This is a genomic window from Pseudomonas sp. NPDC047961 (genome assembly GCF_050272435.1).
Taxonomy (GTDB): Bacteria; Pseudomonadota; Gammaproteobacteria; order Pseudomonadales; family Pseudomonadaceae; genus Stutzerimonas.
In genome coordinates this window covers 1-24,560 of sequence record NZ_JBNNMD010000002.1, presented here as the reverse complement: position 1 = coordinate 24,560, position 24,560 = coordinate 1, and the positions used below count along the sequence as shown (strand labels likewise).

The 24,560-nt window shown below is 58.8% G+C and carries 24 protein-coding genes; 12 read left to right on the top strand and 12 right to left on the bottom strand.

What is annotated here, in order from left to right; genetic code table 11:
• Positions 1-11: 11 nt before the first annotated feature.
• The 7 genes from ACQKIK_RS06390 to ACQKIK_RS06360 form a co-directional block, all read right to left on the bottom strand.
• Positions 12-1,286 (bottom strand): DUF3426 domain-containing protein, encoded by a 1,275-nt coding sequence (locus ACQKIK_RS06390; RefSeq protein WP_499135239.1) that lies wholly within the window; start codon positions 1,284-1,286, stop codon positions 12-14.
• A gap of 96 nt (positions 1,287-1,382) precedes the next feature.
• Complete coding sequence (gene prmA, locus ACQKIK_RS06385) at positions 1,383-2,264, bottom strand: 50S ribosomal protein L11 methyltransferase (RefSeq protein WP_127839994.1); 882 nt, start codon at positions 2,262-2,264, stop codon at positions 1,383-1,385.
• Between the two features lie 144 nt (positions 2,265-2,408).
• Positions 2,409-3,758 carry an acetyl-CoA carboxylase biotin carboxylase subunit gene (gene accC, locus ACQKIK_RS06380; RefSeq protein WP_045424888.1) on the bottom strand — a complete coding sequence of 450 codons (1,350 nt, stop codon included), beginning with the start codon at positions 3,756-3,758 and terminating at the stop codon, positions 2,409-2,411.
• Positions 3,759-3,775: 17 nt separating this feature from the next.
• On the bottom strand, positions 3,776-4,234 hold the full coding sequence (accB, locus tag ACQKIK_RS06375; RefSeq protein ID WP_045424890.1) for an acetyl-CoA carboxylase biotin carboxyl carrier protein: 459 nt from the start codon (positions 4,232-4,234) through the stop codon (positions 3,776-3,778).
• A gap of 80 nt (positions 4,235-4,314) precedes the next feature.
• Entirely contained in the window at positions 4,315-4,758 is a 444-nt protein-coding gene (gene aroQ, locus ACQKIK_RS06370) for a type II 3-dehydroquinate dehydratase (protein WP_045424891.1), read from the bottom strand.
• Positions 4,759-4,910: 152 nt separating this feature from the next.
• Positions 4,911-6,692, bottom strand: coding sequence for a protein-disulfide reductase DsbD (locus tag ACQKIK_RS06365; RefSeq protein ID WP_499135236.1), 1,782 nt, complete (start codon positions 6,690-6,692; stop codon positions 4,911-4,913).
• A gap of 71 nt (positions 6,693-6,763) precedes the next feature.
• Positions 6,764-7,087, bottom strand: coding sequence for a Rieske (2Fe-2S) protein (locus ACQKIK_RS06360; protein ID WP_499135235.1), 324 nt, complete (start codon positions 7,085-7,087; stop codon positions 6,764-6,766).
• Between the two features lie 185 nt (positions 7,088-7,272).
• Here ACQKIK_RS06360 and ACQKIK_RS06355 point away from each other — a divergent pair, with 185 nt between their 5' ends.
• From ACQKIK_RS06355 to ACQKIK_RS06345, 3 genes are read left to right on the top strand one after another with little or no spacing between them, the layout of a single operon-like run.
• Entirely contained in the window at positions 7,273-8,256 is a 984-nt protein-coding gene (locus tag ACQKIK_RS06355; protein WP_241531198.1) for a FecCD family ABC transporter permease, read from the top strand.
• Positions 8,256-9,023 (top strand): heme ABC transporter ATP-binding protein, encoded by a 768-nt coding sequence (locus ACQKIK_RS06350; RefSeq protein WP_499135233.1) that lies wholly within the window; start codon positions 8,256-8,258, stop codon positions 9,021-9,023. The genes ACQKIK_RS06355 and ACQKIK_RS06350 overlap by 1 nt, the downstream gene beginning before the upstream one ends.
• A 10-nt stretch (positions 9,024-9,033) precedes the next feature.
• Positions 9,034-9,921: a ChaN family lipoprotein gene (locus ACQKIK_RS06345; RefSeq protein WP_499135231.1), complete on the top strand. Its 888-nt coding sequence runs from the start codon at positions 9,034-9,036 to the stop codon at positions 9,919-9,921.
• Positions 9,922-10,147: 226 nt separating this feature from the next.
• On the opposite strand, the gene ACQKIK_RS06340 is transcribed toward ACQKIK_RS06345, so the two are convergent.
• The 4 genes from ACQKIK_RS06340 to ACQKIK_RS06325 all read right to left on the bottom strand — a co-directional run bounded on the left by ACQKIK_RS06340 (position 10,148) and on the right by ACQKIK_RS06325 (position 13,805).
• The gene (locus ACQKIK_RS06340) at positions 10,148-10,951 is read right to left on the bottom strand and encodes a cyclic nucleotide-binding domain-containing protein (protein WP_045424903.1); all 804 of its coding nucleotides are present in this window, start codon (positions 10,949-10,951) and stop codon (positions 10,148-10,150) included.
• A gap of 105 nt (positions 10,952-11,056) precedes the next feature.
• Positions 11,057-11,329 carry a TfoX/Sxy family protein gene (locus tag ACQKIK_RS06335; protein ID WP_045424905.1) on the bottom strand — a complete coding sequence of 91 codons (273 nt, stop codon included), beginning with the start codon at positions 11,327-11,329 and terminating at the stop codon, positions 11,057-11,059.
• A gap of 8 nt (positions 11,330-11,337) precedes the next feature.
• On the bottom strand, positions 11,338-12,090 hold the full coding sequence (locus tag ACQKIK_RS06330) for a class I SAM-dependent methyltransferase (RefSeq protein WP_499135229.1): 753 nt from the start codon (positions 12,088-12,090) through the stop codon (positions 11,338-11,340).
• Between the two features lie 152 nt (positions 12,091-12,242).
• Positions 12,243-13,805: a bifunctional aminoglycoside phosphotransferase/ATP-binding protein gene (locus ACQKIK_RS06325; protein ID WP_499135227.1), complete on the bottom strand. Its 1,563-nt coding sequence runs from the start codon at positions 13,803-13,805 to the stop codon at positions 12,243-12,245.
• Between the two features lie 155 nt (positions 13,806-13,960).
• On the opposite strand from ACQKIK_RS06325, the gene mrcB reads away from it, so the two are divergent.
• The 3 genes from mrcB to ACQKIK_RS06310 are packed head-to-tail and all read left to right on the top strand — an operon-like array spanning position 13,961 to position 17,373.
• Positions 13,961-16,273, top strand: a complete 2,313-nt coding sequence (gene mrcB, locus ACQKIK_RS06320; RefSeq protein WP_499135225.1) for a penicillin-binding protein 1B — start codon at positions 13,961-13,963, stop codon at positions 16,271-16,273.
• A 54-nt stretch (positions 16,274-16,327) separates the two neighbouring features.
• A complete protein-coding gene (locus ACQKIK_RS06315; RefSeq protein ID WP_499135874.1) occupies positions 16,328-17,041 on the top strand; it encodes a tetratricopeptide repeat protein in 714 nt (237 codons plus the stop codon).
• Positions 17,041-17,373 (top strand): YqcC family protein, encoded by a 333-nt coding sequence (locus ACQKIK_RS06310; RefSeq protein WP_499135223.1) that lies wholly within the window; start codon positions 17,041-17,043, stop codon positions 17,371-17,373. Before ACQKIK_RS06315 ends, ACQKIK_RS06310 begins: the two co-directional genes overlap by 1 nt.
• A gap of 37 nt (positions 17,374-17,410) precedes the next feature.
• On the opposite strand, the gene ACQKIK_RS06305 is transcribed toward ACQKIK_RS06310, so the two are convergent.
• The gene (locus ACQKIK_RS06305; protein ID WP_499135222.1) at positions 17,411-17,842 is read right to left on the bottom strand and encodes a DUF4124 domain-containing protein; all 432 of its coding nucleotides are present in this window, start codon (positions 17,840-17,842) and stop codon (positions 17,411-17,413) included.
• 403 nt (positions 17,843-18,245) lie between these two features.
• On the opposite strand from ACQKIK_RS06305, the gene ACQKIK_RS06300 reads away from it, so the two are divergent.
• The 6 genes from ACQKIK_RS06300 (at position 18,246) to msrQ (ending at position 24,217) form a co-directional block, all read left to right on the top strand.
• Positions 18,246-19,970 carry an acetolactate synthase 3 large subunit gene (locus ACQKIK_RS06300; RefSeq protein ID WP_499135220.1) on the top strand — a complete coding sequence of 575 codons (1,725 nt, stop codon included), beginning with the start codon at positions 18,246-18,248 and terminating at the stop codon, positions 19,968-19,970.
• Between the two features lie 2 nt (positions 19,971-19,972).
• A complete protein-coding gene (gene ilvN / locus ACQKIK_RS06295; RefSeq protein ID WP_045424913.1) occupies positions 19,973-20,464 on the top strand; it encodes an acetolactate synthase small subunit in 492 nt (163 codons plus the stop codon).
• A gap of 46 nt (positions 20,465-20,510) precedes the next feature.
• Positions 20,511-21,527, top strand: a complete 1,017-nt coding sequence (gene ilvC, locus ACQKIK_RS06290; RefSeq protein WP_045424915.1) for a ketol-acid reductoisomerase — start codon at positions 20,511-20,513, stop codon at positions 21,525-21,527.
• Positions 21,528-21,677: 150 nt separating this feature from the next.
• A complete protein-coding gene (gene pssA, locus ACQKIK_RS06285) occupies positions 21,678-22,511 on the top strand; it encodes a CDP-diacylglycerol--serine O-phosphatidyltransferase (RefSeq protein ID WP_046164282.1) in 834 nt (277 codons plus the stop codon).
• Between the two features lie 60 nt (positions 22,512-22,571).
• Positions 22,572-23,579, top strand: coding sequence for a protein-methionine-sulfoxide reductase catalytic subunit MsrP (msrP, locus tag ACQKIK_RS06280; RefSeq protein ID WP_499135217.1), 1,008 nt, complete (start codon positions 22,572-22,574; stop codon positions 23,577-23,579).
• Positions 23,579-24,217, top strand: a complete 639-nt coding sequence (msrQ, locus tag ACQKIK_RS06275; protein ID WP_499135216.1) for a protein-methionine-sulfoxide reductase heme-binding subunit MsrQ — start codon at positions 23,579-23,581, stop codon at positions 24,215-24,217. Before msrP ends, msrQ begins: the two co-directional genes overlap by 1 nt.
• Positions 24,218-24,560 lie beyond the last annotated feature (343 nt).

Below are 24,560 nucleotides of genomic sequence, written 5' to 3'. Positions count from 1 at the left end.
CTGTGCGGTCGTTAATCGGGGGAGCGAAACGCGAGGCTGTAATTTACTGCCGTAATGCCCGGGTCGAGAATATCCAGCGCAATGTGGATAGGGATCTGCGAAGGCATTTCCCGCTGTCCGGCGAGCTCTCCTGAGAGGTATTCGCCGGGCTTGAAGGTACGCCGCGCAAGTGTCTGGCCCTGAATGTCGGCGAAGCGCACTTCCAGCAATGGGAACGGCTGGGCAAACGGCGCGCGGTTGTAGATGATCGCATCGACAACCAGCGCCCCCGCGAAGTCCGGGTGGCTGCGTACCACTAGATTGCTGCTCTTGATCTGGCTGATGTCGACTCTGGGCGGCAACTCGCAGCCAAGAGCAGGACAGATTTTCTCCAGCCAAGGGCGGTACTCATCTTGTCGCGCGAGCTCGTCGAAGTTATAGGCGGCATACTGCGCTGCTAACCCAAGCAGGGCGATCAGGTTCAATAAGCCCCAACCCAACCAGCGGCCCCAGGGGCGCCGGCGCGCCTGCCAATCGAGTTGCAACGGCTCATCGTCCAGTTCGAACAGCCGCTCCCCACGGCCGTATTCTCGCTCGGTGCTGACTCCGTTTCGGCCCGCCAGCGCAGCCTGCGCACTGTCTTCATCGGAATCGAACGGCCGGTCGAGCAGTGGCTCGGTGCGTCCCGCTGAGTTGAGCTGGCTGATCAATGGATCAGTAGTGCTTGCCAGCGGGCTCGGCGGGGCAGGGTGTTCGGCGCTCACTGGGGTGAAGTGAATATCCGAGATATCGGTGCCGGGCTCGGCGGTATGTTCTGGCTCCGCCTTGAGCGGCTCGTTGCGTGTTTGGGGCGCTGATTCCGCGCTCAACAGCTGCTCGGCCCACGCTTCGTCGTCATCAATTGAATGGTCGGTGTGTTCGTGGTGCTGCTGTTCACCAGGTTGCGGTTCAAGCTCCAGGAATTCGCGGGACAGTTCCAGCTCCTGTCGCTCAAGTTTTGCCAACTCTTCATCAAGATCAAGGCTGTCCAGATCCAGATCGTCGTGGATCCAAAACGTGTCGTCTTGATCTGCAGGTTTGTCTGGCAGCGCTCGCGCTTTTGGCGCGTCGCTAGCGGCGGCGAGGCGAGTGCCATCTGCGCTCGCGTCGCTGTTGCCAGTCGTGTCAGCTTCTTGCAGATAGCGGGCGGCGTTGAAGAGCTCCATGCACGCACCGCACCGCACCACACCCTGGGCAGCGGCGAGCTGGGTGCGGCTGACGCGGAAGCTGGTCTGGCAATGGGGGCACTGGGTGACGAAGCTGGTCATGCGTTGGTCCGGCTTAAATGGCCGTAGTCTAGCGCATGCACGCCAGTGAGCTGCAGTGGAGAACGGCCGAGTTGATTGCTCGGCCAGAGACTTTAATCACAGCCGACGGGTGCCGGTAATTCGCACCCAACCGTCCTTGTGCGCGGTCGCGTCAAGCTCGAATTGATCTGCATAGGCGGCACGGACCTCTTCAGCCTGCTCGGCCAATACTCCCGACAGGGCCAGACGGCCGCCGGGCTTGACCCTTTCGATGATGCGCGGTGCCAGTGCCACCAGCGGGCCGGCGAGGATGTTGGCGACCACCACGTCAGCCTGGCCATCGGGAAGCTGCTCGGGCAGATAGAGCGGGAAGCGTGCTGGGTCGATGCCGTTGCGCCCGGCATTGTCACGCGATGCCTCGAGCGCCTGTACGTCGATGTCGGTTCCCACCGCTTGCTTCGCCCCTAAAAGCAGGGCAGCAATGGCCAAAATGCCGGAGCCACAGCCGAAATCCAGCACGTCCAAACCATCTAGCGGCTGCGCGTCCAGCCACTCCAGACAGAGCGCCGTGGTCGGGTGAGTGCCGGTGCCAAAGGCCAGGCCGGGATCGAGCAACAGATTCACTGCGTCCGGCTCTGGAGCAGCATGCCAGCTCGGCACGATCCACAGGCGACTGCCGAAACGCATTGGGTGGAAGCTGTCCATCCAGCTGCGTTCCCAATCCTGGTCCTCGATCCGTTCAAGCTGGTACTCGGGCAACGCGCCGCCCGTTAGGAGCTGCAGGTGGGCCAGGAGGTTGGTTTCGTCGGTATCGCCTTCGAATAGCGCCAGCAAATGTGTGTGCGACCACAGCGGAGTGGTGTTGAGATCGGGCTCGAATATTGGTTGATCTTCGGCGTCCATAAAGGTTACGGACACTGCGCCAACGCCCAATAGTGCGTCTTCGAGGGCTTCTGCCTGTTCCGGTGAGATGGCGAGACGAAGTTGTAGCCAGGGCATTGGGGCCTCTCGGAGCGAACGGCCGGGATAGCCGGCCGGGGAAAAGTCGAAATATTACTGGAGCATGCGTGCAGCTTCCATCCGGCTGAAGCCAGAAACGACAAGGGCTGCCAATCGGCAGCCCTTGTCGATGTCAGCACTGGATCAGTGCTTGTCCATTCCCAGCTTCTTTTCCAGGTAATGGATGTTCACGCCGCCTTTGCAGAAGCCGTCATCACGGACCAGATCCCGGTGCAGCGGGATGTTGGTCTTGATGCCGTCGACAACGATTTCGTCCAGAGCGTTGCGCATGCGAGCCATGGCTTCTTCGCGTGTCGCGCCGTAGGTGATCAGCTTGCCGATCAGCGAATCGTAGTTCGGTGGCACCGAATAACCGCTGTACAGGTGTGAATCGACCCGGACGCCATTGCCGCCAGGCGCGTGGAAGTGCTTCACCTTGCCAGGGCTGGGCAGGAAGTTCGAGGGATCTTCGGCGTTGATCCGACATTCCAGGGAGTGCCCGCGAATGACCACGTCTTCCTGCTTGATCGACAATTTGTTGCCGGCAGCGATGCTGAGCATCTCCTTGACGATGTCGATGCCAGTGACCATTTCGGTTACCGGATGCTCTACCTGAACGCGCGTGTTCATTTCGATGAAGTAGAAGCGACCGTCTTCGTAAAGGAACTCGAAGGTACCGGCGCCGCGGTAGCCGATCTCGACGCAGGCATCGGTACAACGCTTGAGTACTTCGGCACGTGCTTTTTCGTCGATATAGGGGGCAGGTGCTTCTTCCAGAACCTTCTGATGGCGGCGCTGCAGCGAGCAGTCGCGGTCGCCCAGATGCACAGCGTTGCCCTGTCCATCGGACAGAACCTGAACTTCGACGTGGCGCGGATTGCCCAGGAATTTCTCGAGATAGACCATCGGATTGCCGAACGCCGCGCCCGCTTCGGTACGGGTCAGCTTGGCCGACTTGATCAGGTCTTCTTCCTTGTGGACCACGCGCATGCCGCGCCCGCCACCGCCGCCTGCTGCCTTGATGATCACTGGATAGCCGACTTCGCGTGCGATGCGCAGCGCTTCGGTTTCATCTTCCGGTAGCGGTCCCTCTGAACCCGGCACCACAGGCACGCCTGCTTTGATCATGGCTTCCTTGGCAGAGACCTTGTCGCCCATCAGGCGAATGGTTTCCGCTTTAGGACCGACGAAGGCAAAACCGGATTTCTCCACCTGCTCGGCAAAGTCGGCGTTCTCAGCCAGAAAGCCATAGCCGGGATGGATCGCGGTGGCGCCGGTCACTTCTGCGGCGGCAATAATCGAGGGGATGTGCAGGTAGGAGTTGGTGGCGAGGGCCGGGCCGATGCAGACGGACTCGTCGGCCAGGGCCAGGTGCATCAGCTCTCTGTCTGCGGTCGAGTGAACTGCAACGGTCTTGATCCCCAGCTCTTTGCAGGCTCGCAGAATCCGCAGGGCAATTTCACCGCGGTTGGCGATTAGTACTTTTTCCAACATCGCTGGTTCTCCGCGGTTCAAACGATGGTGAACAGCGGCTGGTCGTATTCGACCGGCTGACCATTCTCCACCAGGATGGATTCGATGGTGCCGCTGGTTTCGGCCTCGATGTGGTTCATCATTTTCATCGCTTCGACGATGCAGAGGATGTCGCCTTTCTTAACGCTCTGGCCAACTTCGACGAAGTTTGCCGATTCCGGCGACGATGCGCGGTAGAAGGTGCCTACCATCGGCGAACGGACCACGGTGCCGTTTAGCTTCGGCTGCACCGGTGCGGCGTCGGCGGCTGGCGCTGCAGCAGCAGGAGCGGCTGCCGGTGCTGGCATCGGTGCCTGGGCGTAGTAGGGCTGCTGCATTGCAACCTGCTTGCTGTGACGGCTGATGCGAACGGACTCTTCGCCTTCGTGAATTTCCAGTTCGTCGATACCGGATTCTTCCAGCAGTTCGATCAGTTTCTTGACTTTACGAATATCCATGAAGCGGTGACTCCCAAGTAGGTTCAAAGGGCATTGCTGCTCGCTTCTTCGAGGCCGGGCGCGTGTCGCGCGCGGTCCTGTCAGGAAGCAGCGAGTTGTTCCAGGGCGGCCTCCAATGCCAGGCGGTAGCCGCTGGCGCCAAGGCCGCAGATCACCCCTACCGCGACATCCGAGAAGTAGGAGTGATGGCGGAAAGGTTCACGCTTGTGCACGTTGGACAGGTGCACTTCGATGAATGGGATGCTCACCGCTAGCAGCGCGTCACGTAAGGCGACGCTGGTATGTGTGAAAGCGGCGGGATTGATCAGGATGAAGTCCACGCCTTCACCGCGTGCGGCATGGATGCGCTCGATCAGTTCGTACTCGGCATTAGATTGTAGGTGCAACAGGTGATGGCCGGCGTCGCGGGCTCGCTGCTCCAGATCCTGATTGATCTGAGCCAGTGTTATGGCGCCATAAACGCCAGGTTCGCGAGTGCCAAGCATATTCAGATTCGGGCCGTGGAGGACCAGAAACGTCGCCATGAGTATTCCTTGTTGTTCTATCCAACCAGCCGCTTGGAGCGCGTCGGTCGGTGAGGGGAAAAACTATGCCCGAAGCAAGGGCTGACTGTCCAGTCATGTCTTGATCGGCGTAAATGCCGACATTATGACTGGAGATTGCCGCAGGGAATCGTCTAGAGAGAGGCTTCTGCGCGGTCCAGTCGTTCAGCAAACTGGCTGGCATCGATTTCACCAACGACCCTGACGTCGGTCAGTTCATTGCCGGCGCGATCGAAGAATAGAACCGCAGGCGGTCCGAACAGCTTATAGCGATCCAGCAAGGCCCGTTGTTCCGGGTTACTGTCCGTAATATCGAAGCGAACCAGGCGGTAGTCTTCCAAGCGGGGTGCAATTTGAGGGGCGGCGAACACTTCGCGCTCTATCACCTTACAGCTGATGCACCAATCGGCGTACCAGTCGAGCATCAACGGCTGGCCGGCTGCTTGTGCCGCTTTGAGCTGGGCGTCGAGTTCATCTGGGGTGGTTATCGTGCGCCAGGCTTCAGTTTCGCTGGCCAAACTGTTGCCGACGGCGGACGTCGAGCGGGGCAATGGGCGAAGCGGATCGGAGCCACCTTGCAGCGCACCGACCCAAGCCGCCAGGGCATAGACCAGCAGGACCAAGCCCAGTAATTGCGCCAGTTTTTGTTGGGGGGTCTTGAGACCGAACTCCAAGGTGCCAAGGAACAATGCCGTGCCGGCAGCGAGCAAACCCCACAGTGCCAGCGCCAGCGGACCTGGCAAAACCCGCTCGAGCATCCATACCGCGACTGCCAGCAGCAGCACACCGAACACGTTGCGCACCGTGACCATCCATGGTCCGCTCTTGGGGAGCAGGGCGCCGCCGCCAATGGCGAACAGAATCAGCGGTGTCCCCATTCCCAGGCCGAGGGCAAACAGTTTGAGTCCGCCACCCAGCGCATCGCCACTGGCGCTGATATACAGCAGAGCGCCAGCAAGCGGTGCCGAGACGCATGGCGAAACCAGCAGGCTGGAGACAGTGCCGAGCAGTGCGGCACCGACGAAGGAGCCGCCCTTGGCGTTACCCGCAATACGCTCGAGGCGGTAGCCCATGGCCTGCGGGACGCGCAGCTCGAACAGTCCGAACATGGCCAGGGCAAAGGCGACGAAAAATAGCGCGAACGGCACTAGGATCCAGGGAGATTGCAGGCGTGCCTGCAGATTCAGCTCGGCTCCGAACATGCCCATGAGCGCACCGAGCACGGCGAAGCCGGCCGCCATTGGCAAGACGTAGGCGAGCGATAGGCCAAAGCTGCGCATCCCGCCGATCTGTCCGCGCAAAACGACCCCGGACAGAATCGGCAGCATTGGCAAGACGCATGGTGTGAAGGTCAGCCCCAAACCCGCGAGAAAGAATAACGCCACCGAGCGCCAGGAGAGACCGGCACTGGCATCGGTCGGACTGTTTGGAGTCGATGCTTTGGGCGGCCCTGTCGGCGCGCCACCAATGTCGAGAGATTCGGTTTCCGGCGGATAGCACAAGCCTTTGTCTGCGCAACCTTGGTAAGTCACCTGCAAGGTAAAGGGTTGGTTCTGCGGGTTGCGAATCGGTAGCTCGACGTCGAGCACGCCGTAATAGACTTCGACTTCGCCGAAATAGTCATCGGTCTTCTGCTCGCCGGCTGGAAGATTCGCCTCGGCGATCACAACCCCAGGCGTATCGGTCCTGAATTTGAACTGGTGCCGGTAGAGGTAATAGCCTTCCGCCGCAACGAAACGCAGTTTCACCAGCTCCGGCGAGGCGTCGATCAGATTCAGGCGAAACGCCTCGCGTACCGGCAAGAAGTCCGCGCTGTTGTTCAGGCCTCCAAGCGTCACGCTAGGGCGGCTGTCAAACAGGCCTGCGGCGGCAGGGAGGGCGAAGAACAGGAGCAGCAGACTCAGCAAACGGCGCATGGTCATCTCACAGGAAGCAGTGACCGCATGATACCCAACGCGGCCAATCGTCGCTCGTACGCAACGTCGCACTAGCGCACGTTCTGTAACCAGATGGTGCCGTCCTGCTCGATGCATCGCAGCGCTCGCAATGCCTGTCCTGCACAGGGGCCGGCCACGCACTCGCCACTATCGATGAGAAACAGGGCGCCGTGGGTGGCGCACTGGATCAGGCTGCCGCTGCTGTCGAGGAACTGGTCCGGCAACCATTCCAGAGGGATACCGCGATGTGGGCAACGATTCTGATAAACGTAGAGTGTGCCCTCCTTGCGTATTGCCAGCAGGCGCTGCCCTTCTCGTTCGAAACCCTTGCTCTGGCCCTCCGTCACCTCAGAGGCATCACACAGTCGAAGCATCCGGACCTCCTTATTTCGAGAGAATTATCACTCAATCAGCAGTCGCTGGGTTGGCTAACGGCTGATAGCGCTGGCGGAGCCGGTGGCTGGCTTTTATTCTTCTGCTCAAATTTCAACTGGCGAAACTTTTGATGAGCCCAGTGCTATCTGCACGCCCGCTGTTTATTTCGCTGGGACTCGTGTGGCTGATCGCCTTCTGGTTGTCGCTGTCGCTTGGGCCGGTCACTCTACCGCTGGGCGATACATTAAAAGCCTTGCTGCAACTGTTTGGCTTATCGATTGCGGGCGAGGGCGCTGACCAAGCCGCTCTGATCCTCGGACAGATACGCTTGCCACGCGCCTTGCTCGGGTTGAGTGTGGGGACGGTACTGGCATTGTCCGGCGTTGCCATGCAGGGGTTATTTCGCAATCCGTTAGCTGACCCGGGGCTGGTCGGTGTTTCCAGTGGTGCCGCACTAGGCGCCGCCGCCACCATCGTTGGTGGTGAGCTCGTTGGCGGAATCTCCCCGCTGCTGGAGCCTTATCTGCTGTCAATCAGTGCGTTCCTCGGTGGCCTGGGTGTCACCTGGCTGGTTTATCGGCTCGGTCGTCGAGACGGGCGCACCCATGTCGCGACGATGCTGCTCGCTGGCATTGCACTGACCGCTCTTGCTGGAGCGGTGATAGGGCTCTTCACCTACGTAGCGGATGACAAAGCGTTGCGTACGTTGACCTTCTGGAATCTCGGTAGCCTCAACGGGGCGAGCTATGCACGGCTCTGGCCGCTATTGCTGGTGACTGTGGCGGTGACGTTCTGGTTGCCTCGCCGTGCGCGGGCACTGAATGCGCTGCTGCTGGGCGAATCGGAGGCACGTCACCTGGGCTTTGATGTGGAACGACTCAAGCGCGAACTGGTGTTCTGCACAGCGCTCAGTGTCGGCGCTGCGGTAGCGGCGGCGGGCATGATCGGCTTCGTTGGGCTGGTGGTACCCCATTTGGTGCGGCTGATGATCGGTCCCGACCACCGGTTACTGTTGCCGGCTTCGGCGTTGGCTGGGGGGAGTCTGTTGCTGCTTGCCGATCTCCTTGCTCGGCTTCTGCTGGCACCTGCCGAGTTGCCGATCGGCATCGTCACTGCATTGCTGGGCGCGCCTTTCTTTCTTTACCTGTTATTGCGGCAGCCACAGTGATGCTCAGTATTTGCGGAGGCTCAGTCCGACGAGGCGCTTCCGTCATCCTGGCTGACGTAAACGTGGCTTTGGATGCAGGTGAAGTCTTAGGGGTGCTGGGGCCAAACGGAGCAGGGAAGAGCACCCTGCTGGCCGCGTTGAGTGGCGAGCTGCCAGTAGGTGTTGGCGAGGTGCTGTTGCATCAGAAGCCGCTGCACGGCTGGAGTGGTCCGGAGCGCGCACGCTGTCTAGCGGTTCTGCCGCAAAGTTCAAGCTTGAGTTTCGGTTTTCGCGTCGACGAAGTGGTCGGCTTAGGTCGGTTGCCACATGAAAGCGGTCTCGAAGCCGACCGGGCTATCGTCTCGGCTGCACTGGGTGCTGCAGATGCGCAGCATCTGGCCCAACGCAGTTACCTGTCGCTTTCGGGAGGCGAGCAGCAGCGCGTGCACCTTGCCCGGGTACTCGCGCAGCTATGGCCCGGGCGTACTGGGCAAGTATTGTTGCTCGACGAGCCTACGGCCATGCTCGATCCGTTGCATCAGCACAGTATCCTGCACGCGATCCGCCAGTTCGCCAAGCTGGGCGGCGCGGTCCTGGTCATCCTGCATGATCTCAACCTTGCAGCACGCTACTGCGATCGTCTGGTGCTGCTGGCTGACGGACGTGTACATCTGAGCGGTACGCCCGAACAGGTGTTGCAGTCTGAGCCACTGAAGTCGGTGTTCGGCCTCGATGTGCTGATCCAGCGCCACCCGGAAAGAGACCACCCGCTCGTTATTGCTCGCTGAGGATTGATGTATGCGATTGCTATTGCCCCTGGTCGTGATCCTGCTCACCGCCGCTTGTCAGTCAGTATTAGCCTTGCCAGCCTGGCAAAGCCCAGAGGGTCTCGAGCATCCCGACCTGGGGCGGATCGTCGATCTGCGAAGCGGCGAACAGATTTCGCCGAGGCGATTGCTCGACAAGCTAGCCAAGGTCGATCAGGTATTGGTGGGGGAGCGCCATGACAACCCGGACCACCATGCGCTCCAGCTTTGGCTTCTCCAGGCATTGGCACAGCGCCGGGCGCAGGGCAGTTTGCTGCTGGAAATGCTCAACCCGGATCAGCAGGACAAGGTCGCTAAGGTGCGAGCATTGGTTGACCGTGGGCAGTGGCCAGCTGACCTGCCTGCTGCGCTGGACTGGCAAAAAGGTTGGGAATGGAGGTTGTACGCCCCGCTGGTCAAGCATGCGTTGGCGCAGCCCTATCCGTTGCTGGCGGCCAATCTCGACCGCGAGGAAATCATGCGTGTCTACCGCCGTATACCCACGCTCACCGGTCCGGCCGCTGACAAGAACGTGCAGGGGGTCTTGCTCGCACAGATTCGAACGTCCCACTGCGACCTGCTGCCAGAGAAGCAGCTGCCCGCCATGCTGGCAGTCCAGCAGCAACGCGACCTGCGAATGGCTGAGCAACTGGATGCCGCGCCGAAGCCGGCAATGCTAGTGGCAGGTGCTTTTCATGTCCGGCGTGATCTCGGCGTGCCTATGCATCTTTCGAGTCGAGATGGCAATCCCGCGACGCGGGTATTGATGTTCGCAGACGTGGGAGACAGGGTGTCCGCCGATCAGGCCGATTTCGTCTGGTTTACCCCGGCTCAGCCGCAGCAGGATCATTGCGCCGAACTTCGTAAGGCAACCGAGTAGCTGGGAATAAAGCCTCAGCGGAGCTAGTGTTTCGCGGGCAAAAAAAGACCCGGCAAGAGCCGGGTCAAAACCGTGATTAGCCTGATGAGGAGATAACCTGAAAGGCCGACTGCCCGTCCTTTCAGCTTACCGGCTGATCTCGCGATCAGTGGTGCTAATAATAACAATTCTCATTCGTTAGTCAACAGCCGAACTCAAATAAAATTTTCTACCAAGGTAATGGGATCTACGCGCTGGCGGTGAGGGGCATGCGCAGCTGCGTCACCTCTTTGTTCAGCAAATCGATGCGCCTGGCCATGCTTTCGATCAGGCTGTGCGCAATCTTGGGGTTGCTCTGCATCAGACTGAGAAACTGGTCCTTGGGGATAAGCATAACGGTGCAGGCGACAGTGGCGACGACGGTCGCGCTGCGCTTCTCTTGGGTGAATACGGCCATTGCCCCAAAGATCTCATCGCGCTGTACGTCGCCGACTTTCTGTCCATCAACAAGCGCGTCGGCATGGCCTTCGATGATGATGAACACGTTGTCCGCATCATCGCCCTGTCTAATCAATTCCTCGCCCGCGGCGAAATGCTGGAAGCCGGTGGTGGGGTGTATCTCGGGTTGCTTCAGTCGCGCCAACGCATCTGACAACAGCGCTGTCTGCCCAATCAGGTACTGGGTGAAGAGCTCCTGCCGCCGCTGATCCGCATGAATATGGCGAAACACCGCACTGCGTGCATAGGGAACCAGACGAATCGATTCATCGCTGCGATAACGGCACAGCGGCAGTTCGATTCCTTGGCGTAGTCCGAGAAGGTCGCCTTCCTGCATGTAGAACAATGGTCTTTCATCGACCAGTGCATGCAACAGGCCGCTCTCGATGACAAATAGGTGCTGCTCGGGTAGGTCTTCCGCCAGGTCGTCGGAACCCTTGATCTCGATAGGTGGTGCAGAAGGGGTGAGCCCTTCAAGCAGTTGCGCGGGGATCCCCTGCAAACGGTTGATCAGTTGATCGGCATAGGCCGGTTGTTCCCCGAGTAGATACATGTCGGCAATCCTTGGACAAGCGGGCTCACAGAGGTGGAGCGATGCGCGTGCTCACCATAAGGCCGCGCCTGACGAGAGTAAATCGCGCCGAGCGGGCATTGTGAGCTAGCTCTTGTCTCGGTAATCACACCGGGCCAGGTGCTGGTTCAGCTCGGTTTTCAGGGTGTCCGGCAGTTCCTTCCAATTAATGTCTCGCAAGGCCCCTTCGATGGCATAGAGCAACACTCTCGAGGCGCTGAATCCCCGTGACTTAACCGCCTGGTAGGCACTGACCGCGCCGAGTCGACGCAGGTCATCGGCCGTGTGGATGCCCGAGGCGTGCAGCCATTGCGCGGATGTCTTGCCAAGATTTCTCAAGGTCAACAGTTCGTCGTGCATGATTGCTCCTAATGGCCTGGGTAGCCGGCGAGGAAATGAAGCGGCCAGCGAACCCGGCGCTGGTGTTCCGGATTCCCCCATAGACGCTTGAACTCAGACTCGAGTGAAGTGACCGGATCTTGGCCATGGATCTGCTGCCACTGCTTCACTGCCGACCAAGTGCGCAGGTAGCCAAGCAGCTGTGGCAGGTTCCAGTGGGCTTCGAGGGCAAATTCTGGAGGTTGGAAGGTTGTGAATGGTGCTTGGATATCTCGATAGCCCGCATCGACGCTGGCGCGTCCTGGTGGCCAGTAGCCGCTCAGGGTTTCGCCATGCAGCTGCTCGATCATGGCATCAAGCGGCGGTTCGATACGAAGCAAGCTGTAGCACCACGCGCAGAACAGCCCATCTGCTGACAGCACTCGCTTCGCTTCGTCAAAGAAGGCTGGAGTAGCGAACCAGTGCAATGCCTGTGCGACCACAATCAAGTCGGCCACGCTATCGCGCAGCGGCAACTGCTCAGCTTGCGCAGCGAATCGCTCCGCAGATCGCCAGTCGGTACTGCCGGTCAGTTGGCCAGGGCTGGCATCGCACGCCACAACTCGGTCGAAGTGGTCGATCAATCCCCGTGTAGCCTGGCCAGTGCCAGACGCAACGTCGAGTGCGCAGCTGGGTACCGAGCACTGTTCGGCGAGCCAATTGAACAGGCTGCTCGGATACGTGGGGCGGAACTGTGCGTAGTCGTCAGAACGAATTGAAAAGAGCTGGACGCTATCACCCATGGCAACGGTCCAGCGATACCAATGGCAGAACACAGTGAGACATGGCCGACTTCCGCTGACAGACATGTTCAGTATAGAAGCACCGCTGGGTTCTGCCTTCAGTGGTGCCTGGATGGCGCTTTTCCGTACAGGGAGCGTTATCCTCCCGGGTGTCAGAGGCCCGGCAGGCGCTGCCGAATTGCGCTAACCAACGCGTCAAGGCTCCCCGCTTCGGGTGTATTGATCTGCCGGTTAAGCAACTGCTCACTCTCGCTCAGCGGCTCGCGAGATGACTGTTGAGCCTTGATCACAGCCATCGTGGCATCGGACGGATCGCCGCCCTCGGCCTGGCGCTGGGTGAGCCACTGTTCGATGACGGCGTCGGGCGCCTCGCAGCTCAGGATCATAAAGGGTACGCCGGTAGACTCTGCAACTTGCCAGGCCGCTTGACGATACTGATGCTTCAGGTAGGTCGCATCAATGACCACCGAGAAGCCGGCGCTAAGCGCGGTCTCGGCTAGCGAGTGCAAACGCTGATAGGTGGCATCGCCAGCCTCGGTATTGTAGATGCCGGCATTTACCTCGGACGCCAGGGCCTCTGATTGCTGACCGTAGAGCCGTTTGCGTTCGACATCTGAACGTATACGGATAGCGCCCAGAGCCTCTACCAGGCGCAGCGCAACCTGGCTCTTGCCAACCGCCGATACGCCGTGAGTGATGGCGAGAAAGCGGGAGGGGATAGCGCTGTAGCCTTCGGCCAGATTGGCGTAACTACGATACTGGCGCAGGACGATCCGGCGCTGCACGGCGTCCTCTTCCTGGTACAGCCGAAATAGGCTGACCTTCGCCCGAACAAGCGCTCGGTAAGCCTTATAGAGGTTGAGCAGTTGCAGCGCGGCGTAGTCGCCAGTGCGTTCCAGCCAGCCGTTGATAAAGCGCCGTGCCTGGCACTTCAACCCTCGATCTTCTAGGTCCATCGCCAGGAAGGCGGCGTCGGAAGCGATGTCGATCAGGCGAAATGGCTCGTTGAATTCGATGCAGTCGAACAGCACCACCTCGTTTTTAATGATGGCGGCATTGCCCAAATGCAGATCGCCGTGGCATTCACGAATGAAGCCTTGTTCGCTGCGTTGTTCGAGCAATGGCTGCAAGCGGGTGATGCTGGTTTCGGTCCAGTCCAGCAGGGCATCGAGTTGCTGCAGGTCTGCTTGCTCGGTGAGCAAAGGGCGAATCTGCTCGAAGTTCTGCCGCATCGGCGCGACGATCCCTTCGGCGCTGTTCAGCGCATGATCTGCAGCCACCTGCGGAATGCTCAGGTGGAACCCGGCGATTTGCTCGGCGAGGGCATCAATGTGATTGTCCGTCAGCTCACCCCGTGCCTGTACCTCCGCCATCAGCTGCGTTTGTGGGAACTCACGCATTTGCAACAGGTATTCGATGGGGTCGCCATTCCCCCCGATTTCCGGTTGTTCGACGCTGCCAGTGACAGGCAGAACCTGGAGATACAGATCGGGCGCCATACGCTGGTTCAGGCGCAGCTCTTCCTCGCAATAGTGCTTGCGTGCCGCGAGGTTGGTGAAGTCGAGGAAGCCGAAGTCAACCGGCTTCTTCATCTTGTATGCGTACGCGCCAGTAAGGATGACCCAGGAAATATGGGTCTCGATGACTTTAAAGCCGTCGACCGGGTGGGGGTACAGGGCCGGATTCTGCAGTGCAGCAATCAGTGCTTGGCTCACGGTCACTCCTTGTAGGTTTGTTGGACGGGCGTGTGAGCGCTTCGGGAGCCAGTTCACACAGTCAAAAAACGCTCCATTATGTCCATCCTCGGTAAGCGTGCAAACCGCCAAGAGGCCGTCTTCGGCGCAAATCAAAGTGCGTATAATGCGCCGCCATGACTAAATCACGCTCGTCTCGCTCTCGTTCCAAACGCCGTTCCGGTGCTTCGCGCCCCTGGCTAGGCTGGATTATCAAACTCTCCATCGTCGCGCTGGTACTGCTGGCTGGCGTCGCGGTATATCTCGATGCGGTGGTGCAGGAGAAATTTTCCGGCAAGCGCTGGACGATCCCGGCGACGGTTTATGCCAGGCCGCTGGAATTGTTCGTTGGGCAAAAACTCGACAAGGATGACTTTCTCAACGAGGTCGATGCGCTGGGCTATCGCCGAGAGAAATCGGTGAGTGGACCGGGAACTGTGTCGGTCGCCAGCAATGCGGTCGAAATGCATACACGGGGTTTCCGCTTCTATGAGGGGGCGGAAGAGTCCCAGCGGATCCGTGTGCGGTTTTCTGGAGACTTCGTCGCGGGGCTTGCGCACATGGACGGTGGCGAGCTGCCGGTAGTACGTCTCGAACCACTGGTCGTGGGCGGGCTATACCCCGCGCACAACGAAGACCGCATTTTGATCAAGCTTGATCAAGTGCCACCATATCTGGTTGAAACGCTGGTTGCTGTCGAAGACAGGGAGTTCTTCGATCATTTAGGCGTGTCGCCTAAATCCATTGCGCGTGCCGTCTGGGTAAACCTTACTGCTGGGGAGGTTCGCCAGGGCGGCAGCACACTGACACAGCAGCTGGTGAAGAACTTCTATCTCACCAACGAGCGCAGCCTGAGTCGTAAGGCTACCGAAGCCATGATGGCGGTGCTGCTTGAGCTTCACTACGACAAGCCAGAGATCCTCGAAGCCTATCTGAACGAGGTTTTTCTTGGTCAGGATGGTCGTCGCGCCATTCACGGCTTCGGTTTGGCAAGCCAGTATTTTTTTGGAAGGCCACTGGCAGAGCTCAAGCTTCAACATGTGGCCCTGTTGGTCGGCATGGTCAAGGGGCCGACTTACTACAATCCTCGCCGCCATCCTGAGCGTGCCTTGGAGCGGCGTAATCTGATCATCGATCTGTTGGCTGAGCAGCAGGTAATCAGCCCGGATGAAGCTGCCCAAGCGCGGCAAGCGCCGCTTGGCGTGACGCAGCGTGGCAGCCTGGCTGACAGCTCCTACCCGGCATTTCTCGATCTGGTGAAGCGGCAATTGCGAGAGGACTATCGCGACGAGGACCTTACCGAGGAGGGGCTGAGGGTTTTCACCAGCTTTGATCCGATCATTCAATCCAAGGCTGAAAAGGCCATGACGGACACGCTTAAGCGTCTGGGCAAGGCAGCCGAGGGCGTTGAAGGCGCGATGCTGGTCACCAACCCGGAAACCGGCGAGCTGCAGGCCATGCTGGGTAGCCGCCATCCAGGCTTTGCCGGCTTCAATCGGGCGCTGGACGCATCGCGTCCGATTGGCTCGCTGATCAAGCCGGCGATCTATCTCGCTGCGCTGGAGAAGCCCAGCCAATACACCCTGACTAGCCTGCTGGAGGACGAGCCGTTCTCGGTCAAAGGAACCGATGGCAAGGTGTGGAAACCACAGAATTACGGGCGTACCGCTCATGGCACGGTCTATCTCTATCAGGCCCTGGCCAACTCCTACAACCTATCGACGGCGCGGCTTGGCTTGGATCTAGGCGTGCCGCATGTGCTCAAGACGCTGGCGCGCCTGGGCGCGTCGCCCGACTGGCCGGCTTACCCCTCGATGTTGCTGGGCGCGGGTGGATTGCGCCCGATCGAAGTGGCCGGGGTTTACCAGACGATAGCCAACGGCGGCTTTAACACCCCGTTGCGGGCTATTCGCAGTGTCGTCGCGGCCGATGGCGAACCCCTTAGCCGCTATCCGTTCAAAATTGAACAGCGATTCGATCCTGGTGCTATCTACCTGACGCAATACGCCATGCAGCGAACGATGCTCGAAGGGACAGGGCGTTCTGTCTACAATCAGGTCCCGAAATCGCTGGCACTGGCAGGCAAGACTGGTACCACCAATGATTCGCGTGACAGCTGGTTTGCGGGCTTCAGTCAGGATTTGCTCGCGGTAGTCTGGTTGGGGCGCGATGACAACGGCAAGACCTCGTTGACCGGCGCCACAGGCGCGTTGCAGGTGTGGGCTGATTTCATGCGTCGTGCCGATCCACTGCCCCTGCAAATGCCCGTACCGGATAACGTGTCCATGGCTTGGGTCGATGCACAAACCGGCGAGGGGACGTTGGAAAACTGCCCGGGCGCCGTACAGATGCCCTACATCCGCGGCAGCGAGCCTGCACCGGGGCCGGGTTGCGGTATGCAGGCCCCGGCTGAATCGGTCATGGATTGGGTTCGTGGCTGGTTGCCATAGGTGGCGGCTGGCCGGTTGGTTTATCAAGAGGTTTGAACTGTGAACAAGCAATGGATGATCGTTTTGGCGGCGGCGGTGCTACTGTCGGGCTGCGCCTCGGTCAAGCGCGGCGCAATACCCGTCGTTGATTCGGGGGCGCCGGTATCGGAGGAGGCTTCTGCACGTCAGCCCCACCGCCGGGCTAATGCACCTGCGGCCACCGCGCAATCTGTCCCTGCGGACTCGGGCGTGATGGTCATGGTGCCGCAGCAAGGGTCCGAGCCGTTGCAAACTTTTGGTGCACCTGATGGCGCCTTCTCTGGAGGCTCTGCGCAACCGCCTGCAGGCGGGACTGGCCAGTGGACGCCGCCCGCTCAGTCCGCGCCGATGCCCGCCCCGGTCCAGCGACAGCCGATGCCCAGCGGAATCCCGTCAAGCAGTGGGACCTTGTCAGCAGACGAGCAGCTTGATGGGCCGGTGCTGGCACTGCTCACCACTGCGCAGCAACAACAGGGCGGAGGTGACCTCAACGGAGCTGCGTCCAGTCTCGAGCGTGCTCAGCGAATCGCCCCGCGCGAACCTCAGGTGCTCTATCGTCTGGCTCAGGTACGCCTGGCGCAAGGGGATGCCGTTCAGGCTGAACAGCTGTCTCGGCGCGGGCTGAGTTATGCGAGCGACCGGCCAGCCCTGCAGGCCAGTCTCTGGGAACTGATCGCGCAGGCACGTGAGCGTCAGGGAAATGCTGCTGGTGCTGCTCAGGCGCGCGAGCGGGCCAAGGTCTCGATGTGATGGACAATCGGGTGCCGGCGTTGGCTGACCAGTTGCTACTGATCGAGCGCGAGCTTCGGGTGCTTGGGGTTTGGACGTCGTCGCCGCCTGCGCCTGAGGCGCTCGCCAGTCAGGAGCCGTTCTGCGTCGATACACTGGCGTTCGATCAGTGGTTGCAGTGGATTTTTCTGCCCCGCATGAAACACATTCTGGAGCAAGGCCAGCCGCTTCCGGCTGTGTCGGGGATTCTGGCGATGGCCGAAATGGTTTATCAAGATCAGCCGCAGCGCGTGGTCGGGTTGTTTGAGGCGCTTGAAACTTTCGATCGGTTGATCAGTGGGGGCGAAGGCTAACCAACGCCCGCTGATAGGCAGGCGTTGATTGCTGTGGTCAGTTGCAGTTGTCGGCAATTTTCTGTTTTGTTTCGCCAATGCGCGCCTGGCGCTCCTCTTCGTTCAGGCGCCGATTGCCACCTTCTTCTTCTACACGCACGCGCGGATTGTTCTGGAGTTGCGCTAGGTTGGTGCGCAGCGTAGTGCAATATCGCTGCCGCTCGGCCTCCTGCTCTGCAACCTGTTGCTTCACCTTGCGATCAATGTCGCGCTGTTCAGACTCGCCTGATTGTTCCAGCGTGGCGCTTTCGGTCACGGCTGGCTTTGCCGGGGCGACGGCCGTATTGAGCGTTTCGGCCGGCTGGCCTTGGGGCGGCTGTGCTCCAAAATGTGTAACGCCTTCAGCGTCGACCCACTTGTAAACCTGGCCGGCCATGATGCTGCTGCTCAATGCAAGCAGCAGGCCGCCTGCGAGAATGGTCAAACGCATGCTTTTCCCTTCAGTGGATGCAAAACCAAGCCGGTACTATACGCAAAAGATAGGGGGCTTCATTCTGCGCTGGATCACAGCTGAATACAGCCGAAGGGCAACAGCAGACTTGACTTGGCCAAGCCTAATCCGAACAATTCCATGCTTGCTGTTCTGAGGGGCCGCCGCAAGCGAGCCCTTCGCTCAATTATGAGGTGCATACCCGCGCCGACCTGCAACACCCGCAACGCGTTACCTCGCGCTGGGAGGGGCGCCCCGCAACACTTTGGGGCTTCCCTAATACTCGCTTTGACAGTAGCTGACGTAGTCGGCGACCACCGTCGCTCACGCACTGCTTGGCAGTAAACCTAATTCTGGCCGGTCCGACGCGGAGCGGCTATCTGGCGTTCTAGAGGTGAACAACGTGGAACTTTTATCCGGCGCTGAAATGGTCGTCCGCTTCTTGCGCGACGAAGGCGTTAAGTACATCTACGGTTATCCCGGCGGCGCCTTGCTGCACATCTATGATGCGCTGTTCAAGGAAAAGGAAGTCACGCATATCCTTGTTCGTCATGAGCAGGCTGCCACTCACATGGCCGATGGCTATGCGCGTGCCACTGGTAAGGCCGGGGTAGTACTGGTTACCTCTGGTCCAGGCGCGACCAATGCCATCACCGGCATTGCAACTGCCTATATGGACTCGATCCCGATGGTGGTTATATCGGGGCAGGTTGCCAGCAATATGGTTGGCACCGATGCGTTCCAGGAAACCGACATGATCGGTATTTCCCGCCCCATCGTTAAGCACAGTTTCATGATCAAGCATCCTTCGGAAATTCCCGATGTGATGAAGAAAGCCTTCTACCTGGCTCAGTCCGGCCGTCCCGGTCCTGTCGTTGTCGACATTCCTAAGGACATGACCAACCCGGCCGAAAAGTTCGAATACGTCTATCCGAAAAAAGCCAAGCTGCGCTCATACAGCCCGGCGGTTCGTGGACATTCAGGGCAGATTCGCAAGGCGGCCGAACTCCTGCTGGCGGCCAAGCGACCGATCATCTATGCCGGTGGCGGCGTAATCATGGGTGGCGCATCTTCGCAGCTCACTGAGCTGGCCAAGATGCTCAATCTTCCGGTCACCAACACGCTCATGGGGCTGGGCTGCTATCCAGGCAGCGACCGTCAGTTCGTCGGCATGCTGGGTATGCACGGTAGCTACACGGCAAACCTGGCGATGCACCATTCCGATGTCATCCTGGCCGTGGGTGCACGCTTCGATGATCGCGTGATCAACGGCGCGACCAAGTTCTGCCCGAACGCCAAAATTATTCACATCGACATCGATCCGGCTTCTATCTCCAAGACCATCAAGGCCGACATCCCGATCGTCGGTCCGGTCGATAGCGTGCTCACCGAGATGGTCGCTATCGTCAAGGAGATCGGCCAGACACCAAACGCCGAGACGGTCGCCAGTTGGTGGAAGCAGATCGAGGAATGGCGCGGCAGCCGTGGCCTGTTTCCCTACGACAAGGGCGACGGCACTATCATCAAGCCTCAGGCGGTTATCGAAACTCTGTGTGACGTAACCAAGGGCGACGCTTACGTGGCGTCGGACGTGGGTCAGCACCAGATGTTTGCCTGCCAGTACTACAAGTTCGACAAGCCGAACCGCTGGCTGAACTCCGGTGGCCTTGGAACCATGGGCTTCGGATTTCCAGCTGCGATGGGCGCAAAGCTGAACTTTCCTGAAGCCGATGTCGCCTGTGTAACGGGTGAAGGCAGCATTCAGATGAACATTCAGGAGCTGTCGACCTGCCTGCAATACGACCTTCCTGTGAAGATCATCAATCTCAACAACGGTGCGTTGGGCATGGTTCGCCAATGGCAGGACATGCAGTACAACAGCCGCTACTCTCACTCCTACATGGAGTCGCTGCCTGACTTCGTTAAGCTGGTCGAGGCGTATGGGCATGTTGGGATGCGCATCACTGAGCTGAAGGATCTAAAGCCAAAAATCGAAGAGGCCTTTGCCCTGAAAGACCGTTTGGTCTTCTTGGACATTGCGGTCGATACCAGCGAGCACGTCTACCCGATGCAGATCAAAGACGGCGCCATGCGCGATATGTGGCTCAGCAAGACGGAGCGGACCTGATCATGAGACACATCATTTCTCTGCTGATGGAAAACGAACCAGGTGCATTGTCTCGCGTGGTCGGACTGTTCTCGCAGCGCAACTACAACATCGAAAGCCTGACCGTAGCACCAACCGAAGACCCAACGCTGTCCCGGCTAACGCTGACGACGGCGGGCCACGAGGAAGTGATCGAGCAGATCACCAAGAACCTCAACAAGTTGGTCGAGGTCGTCAAGCTGGTCGACCTATCCGAAAGCGCTCACATCGAGCGCGAGCTCATGTTGATCAAGGTGAAGGCAACCGGCGCCCAGCGCGCCGAAGTCAAGCGTACGACCGACATCTTTCGTGGGCAGATCGTCGACGTGACCTCCAACGTCTATACCATCCAGCTGGCCGGTACGACCGACAAGCTGGACAGTTTCATCCAGGCCATCGGTACGACATCGATTCTGGAAGTGGTGCGCAGCGGTGTTACGGGTATATCTCGCGGCGACAAAGTGCTGAGCATCTAATACAACTTATCGAATGGCCCAACCGGCCAGCAACAGGGGTAATTCCATGAAAGTTTTTTACGATAAAGATTGCGACCTTTCCATTATTCAGGGCAAGAAAGTCGCTGTTATCGGCTACGGCTCCCAGGGCCATGCTCATGCATGCAACCTTAAAGATTCCGGTGTAGATGTAACCGTTGGCCTGCGTGCCGGCTCCCCGTCGGTAGCCAAAGCCGAAGCCCACGGCCTGAAAGTGGATAACGTAGCCGCCGCTGTTGCCGCTGCTGACGTCGTTATGATTCTGACACCCGACGAATTCCAGGGGCGCCTGTACCGCGACGAGATCGAGCCGAACCTGAAGAAGGGCGCTACGCTTGCTTTCGCGCACGGCTTCTCCATTCACTACAATCAGGTCGTACCGCGTGCCGACCTCGACGTGATCATGATTGCACCAAAGGCACCGGGCCATACCGTTCGCTCCGAGTTCGTCAAGGGCGGTGGTATTCCTGATCTGATCGCGATCTACCAGGACGCTTCCGGTAACGCGACGAACGTCGCTCTTTCGTACGCATCGGGCGTCGGCGGCGGCCGTACCGGCATCATCGAAACCACCTTCAAGGACGAGACCGAAACCGATCTGTTCGGTGAGCAGGCTGTTCTGTGTGGTGGTTGCGTCGAGTTGGTCAAGGCCGGTTTCGAAACACTGGTCGAAGCCGGTTACGCGCCGGAAATGGCTTATTTCGAGTGTTTGCATGAGCTGAAGCTGATCGTCGACCTCATGTTCGAAGGCGGTATCGCCAATATGAACTACTCCATCTCCAACAACGCGGAGTACGGCGAGTATGTGACCGGCCCGGAAGTCATCAACGCCGAATCCCGCGCCGCGATGCGCAATGCGCTGAAGCGTATTCAGGACGGCGAGTACGCCAAAATGTTCATCACCGAAGGCGCTGCAAACTACCCGTCGATGACAGCCTATCGCCGTAACAACGCTGCCCATGGCATCGAAGTGGTCGGTGAGAAGCTGCGTTCCATGATGCCGTGGATCGCAGCGAACAAGATTGTCGACAAGAGCAAGAACTGATACCTAGTTTTTGCTTGAAAGAACGCGGCCTAGGCCGCGTTTTTTCGTTATGGCGCGTGTCTCTGGTATAAACCGATGCTTGGCTGAGGGGTGAACCCGCTGTGCCAGGGCCTGTCGAAATTATTCAAACCTGCTGTAAGGTGAATTTGCATGAGTGAGCATCCCGAAGAGCCGAACAAACCCATCGAACCGGAAAGTCTTCTGCCAATTGACGAGCACATCGAAGAGAGCCAGGACGCCGAAGGTCGTAAGGTTCGCCATCGTGGTATCTACCTGCTCCCCAACTTGTTCACGACGGCCAATCTGTTTGCCGGTTTTTTCTGCATCATCACGGCAATCAACGGCAACTTCTATGTCGCTGCTGCCACCGTCTTTGTCGCGATGGTGCTGGATAGCCTGGACGGCCGAGTCGCGCGTCTGACCAACACCCAGAGCGCATTCGGTGCGGAGTATGATTCGCTGTCGGATATGGTCGCTTTCGGGCTAGCTCCGGCCGTACTCGCCTATCAGTGGGCACTCTCCAGTCTCGGAAATGTCGGGTTGACCGTCGCCTTCATTTACGTGGCCTGCGCAGCCTTAAGGCTTGCGCGCTTCAACACCCAAATAGGCAAGGTTGATAAAAAGTGGTTCATTGGCTTGGCGAGTCCTGCCGCTGCAGGGGTCGTGGCTGGCTCGGTCTGGGCGGTTTGGGCGCTTGATGAGCCAGGGGTCCGCGGTCTCGATCTGCCATTGGCGGTGATCATGTTGTTTGCGCTGCTGGTTGCTGCTGCGGGCCTGCTGATGGTCAGCAATATCAAGTACTACAGCTTCAAGGATCTCGATCTGAAAGGGCGGGTGCCCTTTGTGGCGATACTGATCGTAGTCCTGGTGTTTGCCGTGGTGTTCAGTGATCCGCCGCGTATTTTGCTTTTGATCTTCCTCGCCTATGCCATTTCTGGACCGGTACAGTTTCTGATGCGTCGCCGCAAACGCGCCGAAAGTTGATTTTTGAAATGATCCGCTGTCTAGTGCTTCTTCATACAGCCTCAGACAGCGGAGTACATCATGCTTATCAGAACGCCGCGTCGCAGTGATTGTCTCGAATCAGAGGTAACCCCGGAAGCGCTCTATCTAAACCGTCGACGGTTCATGCAAGGAGCAGCTTTCTCCGCTGCGGCCGCTGGGCTGCCTGCGTTCGCTCAAGCCGACCCTCGCTACGCAGACGTGGAGCCGGCTAATGCTCCCGCGTGGTTTGACGAAAAGCTACGTCAAGCAAATTGGGGCGCGGTCACGGTTAAAAACGAAGCCATCACCCCTTATCCAGACGCTACGCATTACAACAATTTCTACGAGTTCGGGCCGGATAAAGGCGATCCGGCGCGGCATGCGTCACAGCTTGTTACTGAGCCTTGGGTAGTAACTGTCGATGGAGAAGTGGCGAAGCCGGGGAAGTATTCGATCGAAGACCTTGTTTCAGACGCCGCGCTTGAAGAGCGAATCTACCGCCTGCGTTGCGTCGAAGCCTGGTCGATGGTTATACCTTGGCTCGGCGTTTCTCTGGCTGACTTGATCAGTCGGTTGGAGCCCACTTCCGACGCTAAATATGTTCGTTTTGAAACCTTGGCGCGCCCCGAACAGATGCCTGGCATGCGTACTGGGTTTTCCCTCATCGATTGGCCCTATGTCGAAGGTTTGAGAATGGACGAGGCCATGCATCCGCTGAGCTTGATCGCTGTTGGGATGTACGGACGCGTGTTGCCAAAACAGAATGGCGCGCCATTGCGTCTTGTAGTGCCCTGGAAGTATGGATTCAAAAGCATCAAGTCTATCGTTCGGATCAGTTTCGTTCGTGAGCAGCCTGCGAACACGTGGGAATCGATGGCTCCTCAAGAATATGGTTTCTACGCTAACGTCAATCCCAACGTTTCCCACCCTCGCTGGTCTCAAGCTCGTGAGCGACGTTTGCCAGGGAGCCTGTTTAGCCCGAATGTACGCGAGACTCAGATGTTCAATGGGTACGAGGAAGAAGTCGCGCACTTATATGCAGGGATGGATTTGAGAAAGAACTATTAATGCGCTATCCCTGGTTGAGGTTGCTGCTTTTTTGCTCCGTTGCCAGCGTGCCGTGCTATTGGCTCTATCTCGCCGCGGCCGCTGCGTTGGGTCCGGATCCCGGCAAAGTGTTGGTTGATAATCTCGGGCAGGGCGCGTTGGTCCTTCTTCTAGCCTCACTGGCGATGACGCCTCTACGAACCCTGACAGGATGGTCTGGCTGGATCGCGCTTCGACGGCAGATCGGTCTGTGGGCATTCGGTTACGCCGCGCTTCATTTAGCTGCTTATCTATATTTCCTGTTGGGTTTGGAATTCAGCGAGTTTGCTGCTGAGCTGATTGAGCGTCCTTATATCGCTTTGGGTGCTATCGCGCTGGTCGGCCTGTTAACGCTCGCAATGACCTCGACGCGCTGGAGCATGCGCAAACTCGGTAAGCGCTGGAAGAAGCTGCATCGCATCGTCTATCCGACGCTGCTAGTCGTATTGCTTCATATGCTTTGGGTCGTGAGGTCCGATGCAGGCCAGTGGAGCCTCTACGCAACAGTCGCAGCGGTTCTGCTCGCTGCACGTGTGCCGTCTGTTGAAAAACGGTTGGTCAGAATTAGCGCGGTATGGCGTGGTGAGCCGGCGGCAAATAGACGACAAAACAAAGGTTGACTTGAGTTTCTGAGTGCCTATAATGCGCACCTTCTCCGGCGCAGGCCTTTAGCGAAACCTCTTGTAAATCAAGAAGTTAGCGAAAATAAAGGGTTGCACGGATGGTGAATTCGAGTAGAATGCGCCGGGTTGGCAGGGTGGTGGTTGAGTCCTGTTGATGGCTTCGATCAGGTTGATCGGAAGCGGTTGAAAGAGGTGGTTGACAGCGGTTTTAGACGCTGTATGATTCGCCTCCCGCTAACGAGAGGCGCTAGGTTGATCGGAAGCGCAAGCGGTTGAGAAGAAAGAAAAACTTCTTCAAAAACAGCTTGACGAGACACAAGGCTGCTGTAGAATGCGCGGC

Excerpts from the sequence above, each read along its gene's own strand:
- ACQKIK_RS06390 (WP_499135239.1), bottom strand. The coding sequence starts at position 1,286 with ATGACCAGCTTCGTCACCCAGTGCCCCCATTGCCAGACCAGCTTCCGC.
- prmA (WP_127839994.1), bottom strand. The coding sequence starts at position 2,264 with ATGCCCTGGCTACAACTTCGTCTCGCCATCTCACCGGAACAGGCAGAA.
- accC (WP_045424888.1), bottom strand. The coding sequence starts at position 3,758 with ATGTTGGAAAAAGTACTAATCGCCAACCGCGGTGAAATTGCCCTGCGG.
- accB (WP_045424890.1), bottom strand. The coding sequence starts at position 4,234 with ATGGATATTCGTAAAGTCAAGAAACTGATCGAACTGCTGGAAGAATCC.
- aroQ (WP_045424891.1), bottom strand. The coding sequence starts at position 4,758 with ATGGCGACGTTTCTGGTCCTCCACGGCCCGAATCTGAATATGCTTGGC.
- ACQKIK_RS06365 (WP_499135236.1), bottom strand. The coding sequence starts at position 6,692 with ATGCGCCGTTTGCTGAGTCTGCTGCTCCTGTTCTTCGCCCTCCCTGCC.
- ACQKIK_RS06360 (WP_499135235.1), bottom strand. The coding sequence starts at position 7,087 with ATGCTTCGACTGTGTGATGCCTCTGAGGTGACGGAGGGCCAGAGCAAG.
- ACQKIK_RS06350 (WP_499135233.1), top strand. The coding sequence starts at position 8,256 with ATGCTCAGTATTTGCGGAGGCTCAGTCCGACGAGGCGCTTCCGTCATC.
- ACQKIK_RS06345 (WP_499135231.1), top strand. The coding sequence starts at position 9,034 with ATGCGATTGCTATTGCCCCTGGTCGTGATCCTGCTCACCGCCGCTTGT.
- ACQKIK_RS06340 (WP_045424903.1), bottom strand. The coding sequence starts at position 10,951 with ATGTATCTACTCGGGGAACAACCGGCCTATGCCGATCAACTGATCAAC.
- ACQKIK_RS06335 (WP_045424905.1), bottom strand. The coding sequence starts at position 11,329 with ATGCACGACGAACTGTTGACCTTGAGAAATCTTGGCAAGACATCCGCG.
- ACQKIK_RS06330 (WP_499135229.1), bottom strand. The coding sequence starts at position 12,090 with ATGGGTGATAGCGTCCAGCTCTTTTCAATTCGTTCTGACGACTACGCA.
- mrcB (WP_499135225.1), top strand. The coding sequence starts at position 13,961 with ATGACTAAATCACGCTCGTCTCGCTCTCGTTCCAAACGCCGTTCCGGT.
- ACQKIK_RS06315 (WP_499135874.1), top strand. The coding sequence starts at position 16,328 with ATGATCGTTTTGGCGGCGGCGGTGCTACTGTCGGGCTGCGCCTCGGTC.
- ACQKIK_RS06310 (WP_499135223.1), top strand. The coding sequence starts at position 17,041 with ATGGACAATCGGGTGCCGGCGTTGGCTGACCAGTTGCTACTGATCGAG.
- ACQKIK_RS06305 (WP_499135222.1), bottom strand. The coding sequence starts at position 17,842 with ATGCGTTTGACCATTCTCGCAGGCGGCCTGCTGCTTGCATTGAGCAGC.
- ilvN (WP_045424913.1), top strand. The coding sequence starts at position 19,973 with ATGAGACACATCATTTCTCTGCTGATGGAAAACGAACCAGGTGCATTG.
- ilvC (WP_045424915.1), top strand. The coding sequence starts at position 20,511 with ATGAAAGTTTTTTACGATAAAGATTGCGACCTTTCCATTATTCAGGGC.
- pssA (WP_046164282.1), top strand. The coding sequence starts at position 21,678 with ATGAGTGAGCATCCCGAAGAGCCGAACAAACCCATCGAACCGGAAAGT.
- msrP (WP_499135217.1), top strand. The coding sequence starts at position 22,572 with ATGCTTATCAGAACGCCGCGTCGCAGTGATTGTCTCGAATCAGAGGTA.
- msrQ (WP_499135216.1), top strand. The coding sequence starts at position 23,579 with ATGCGCTATCCCTGGTTGAGGTTGCTGCTTTTTTGCTCCGTTGCCAGC.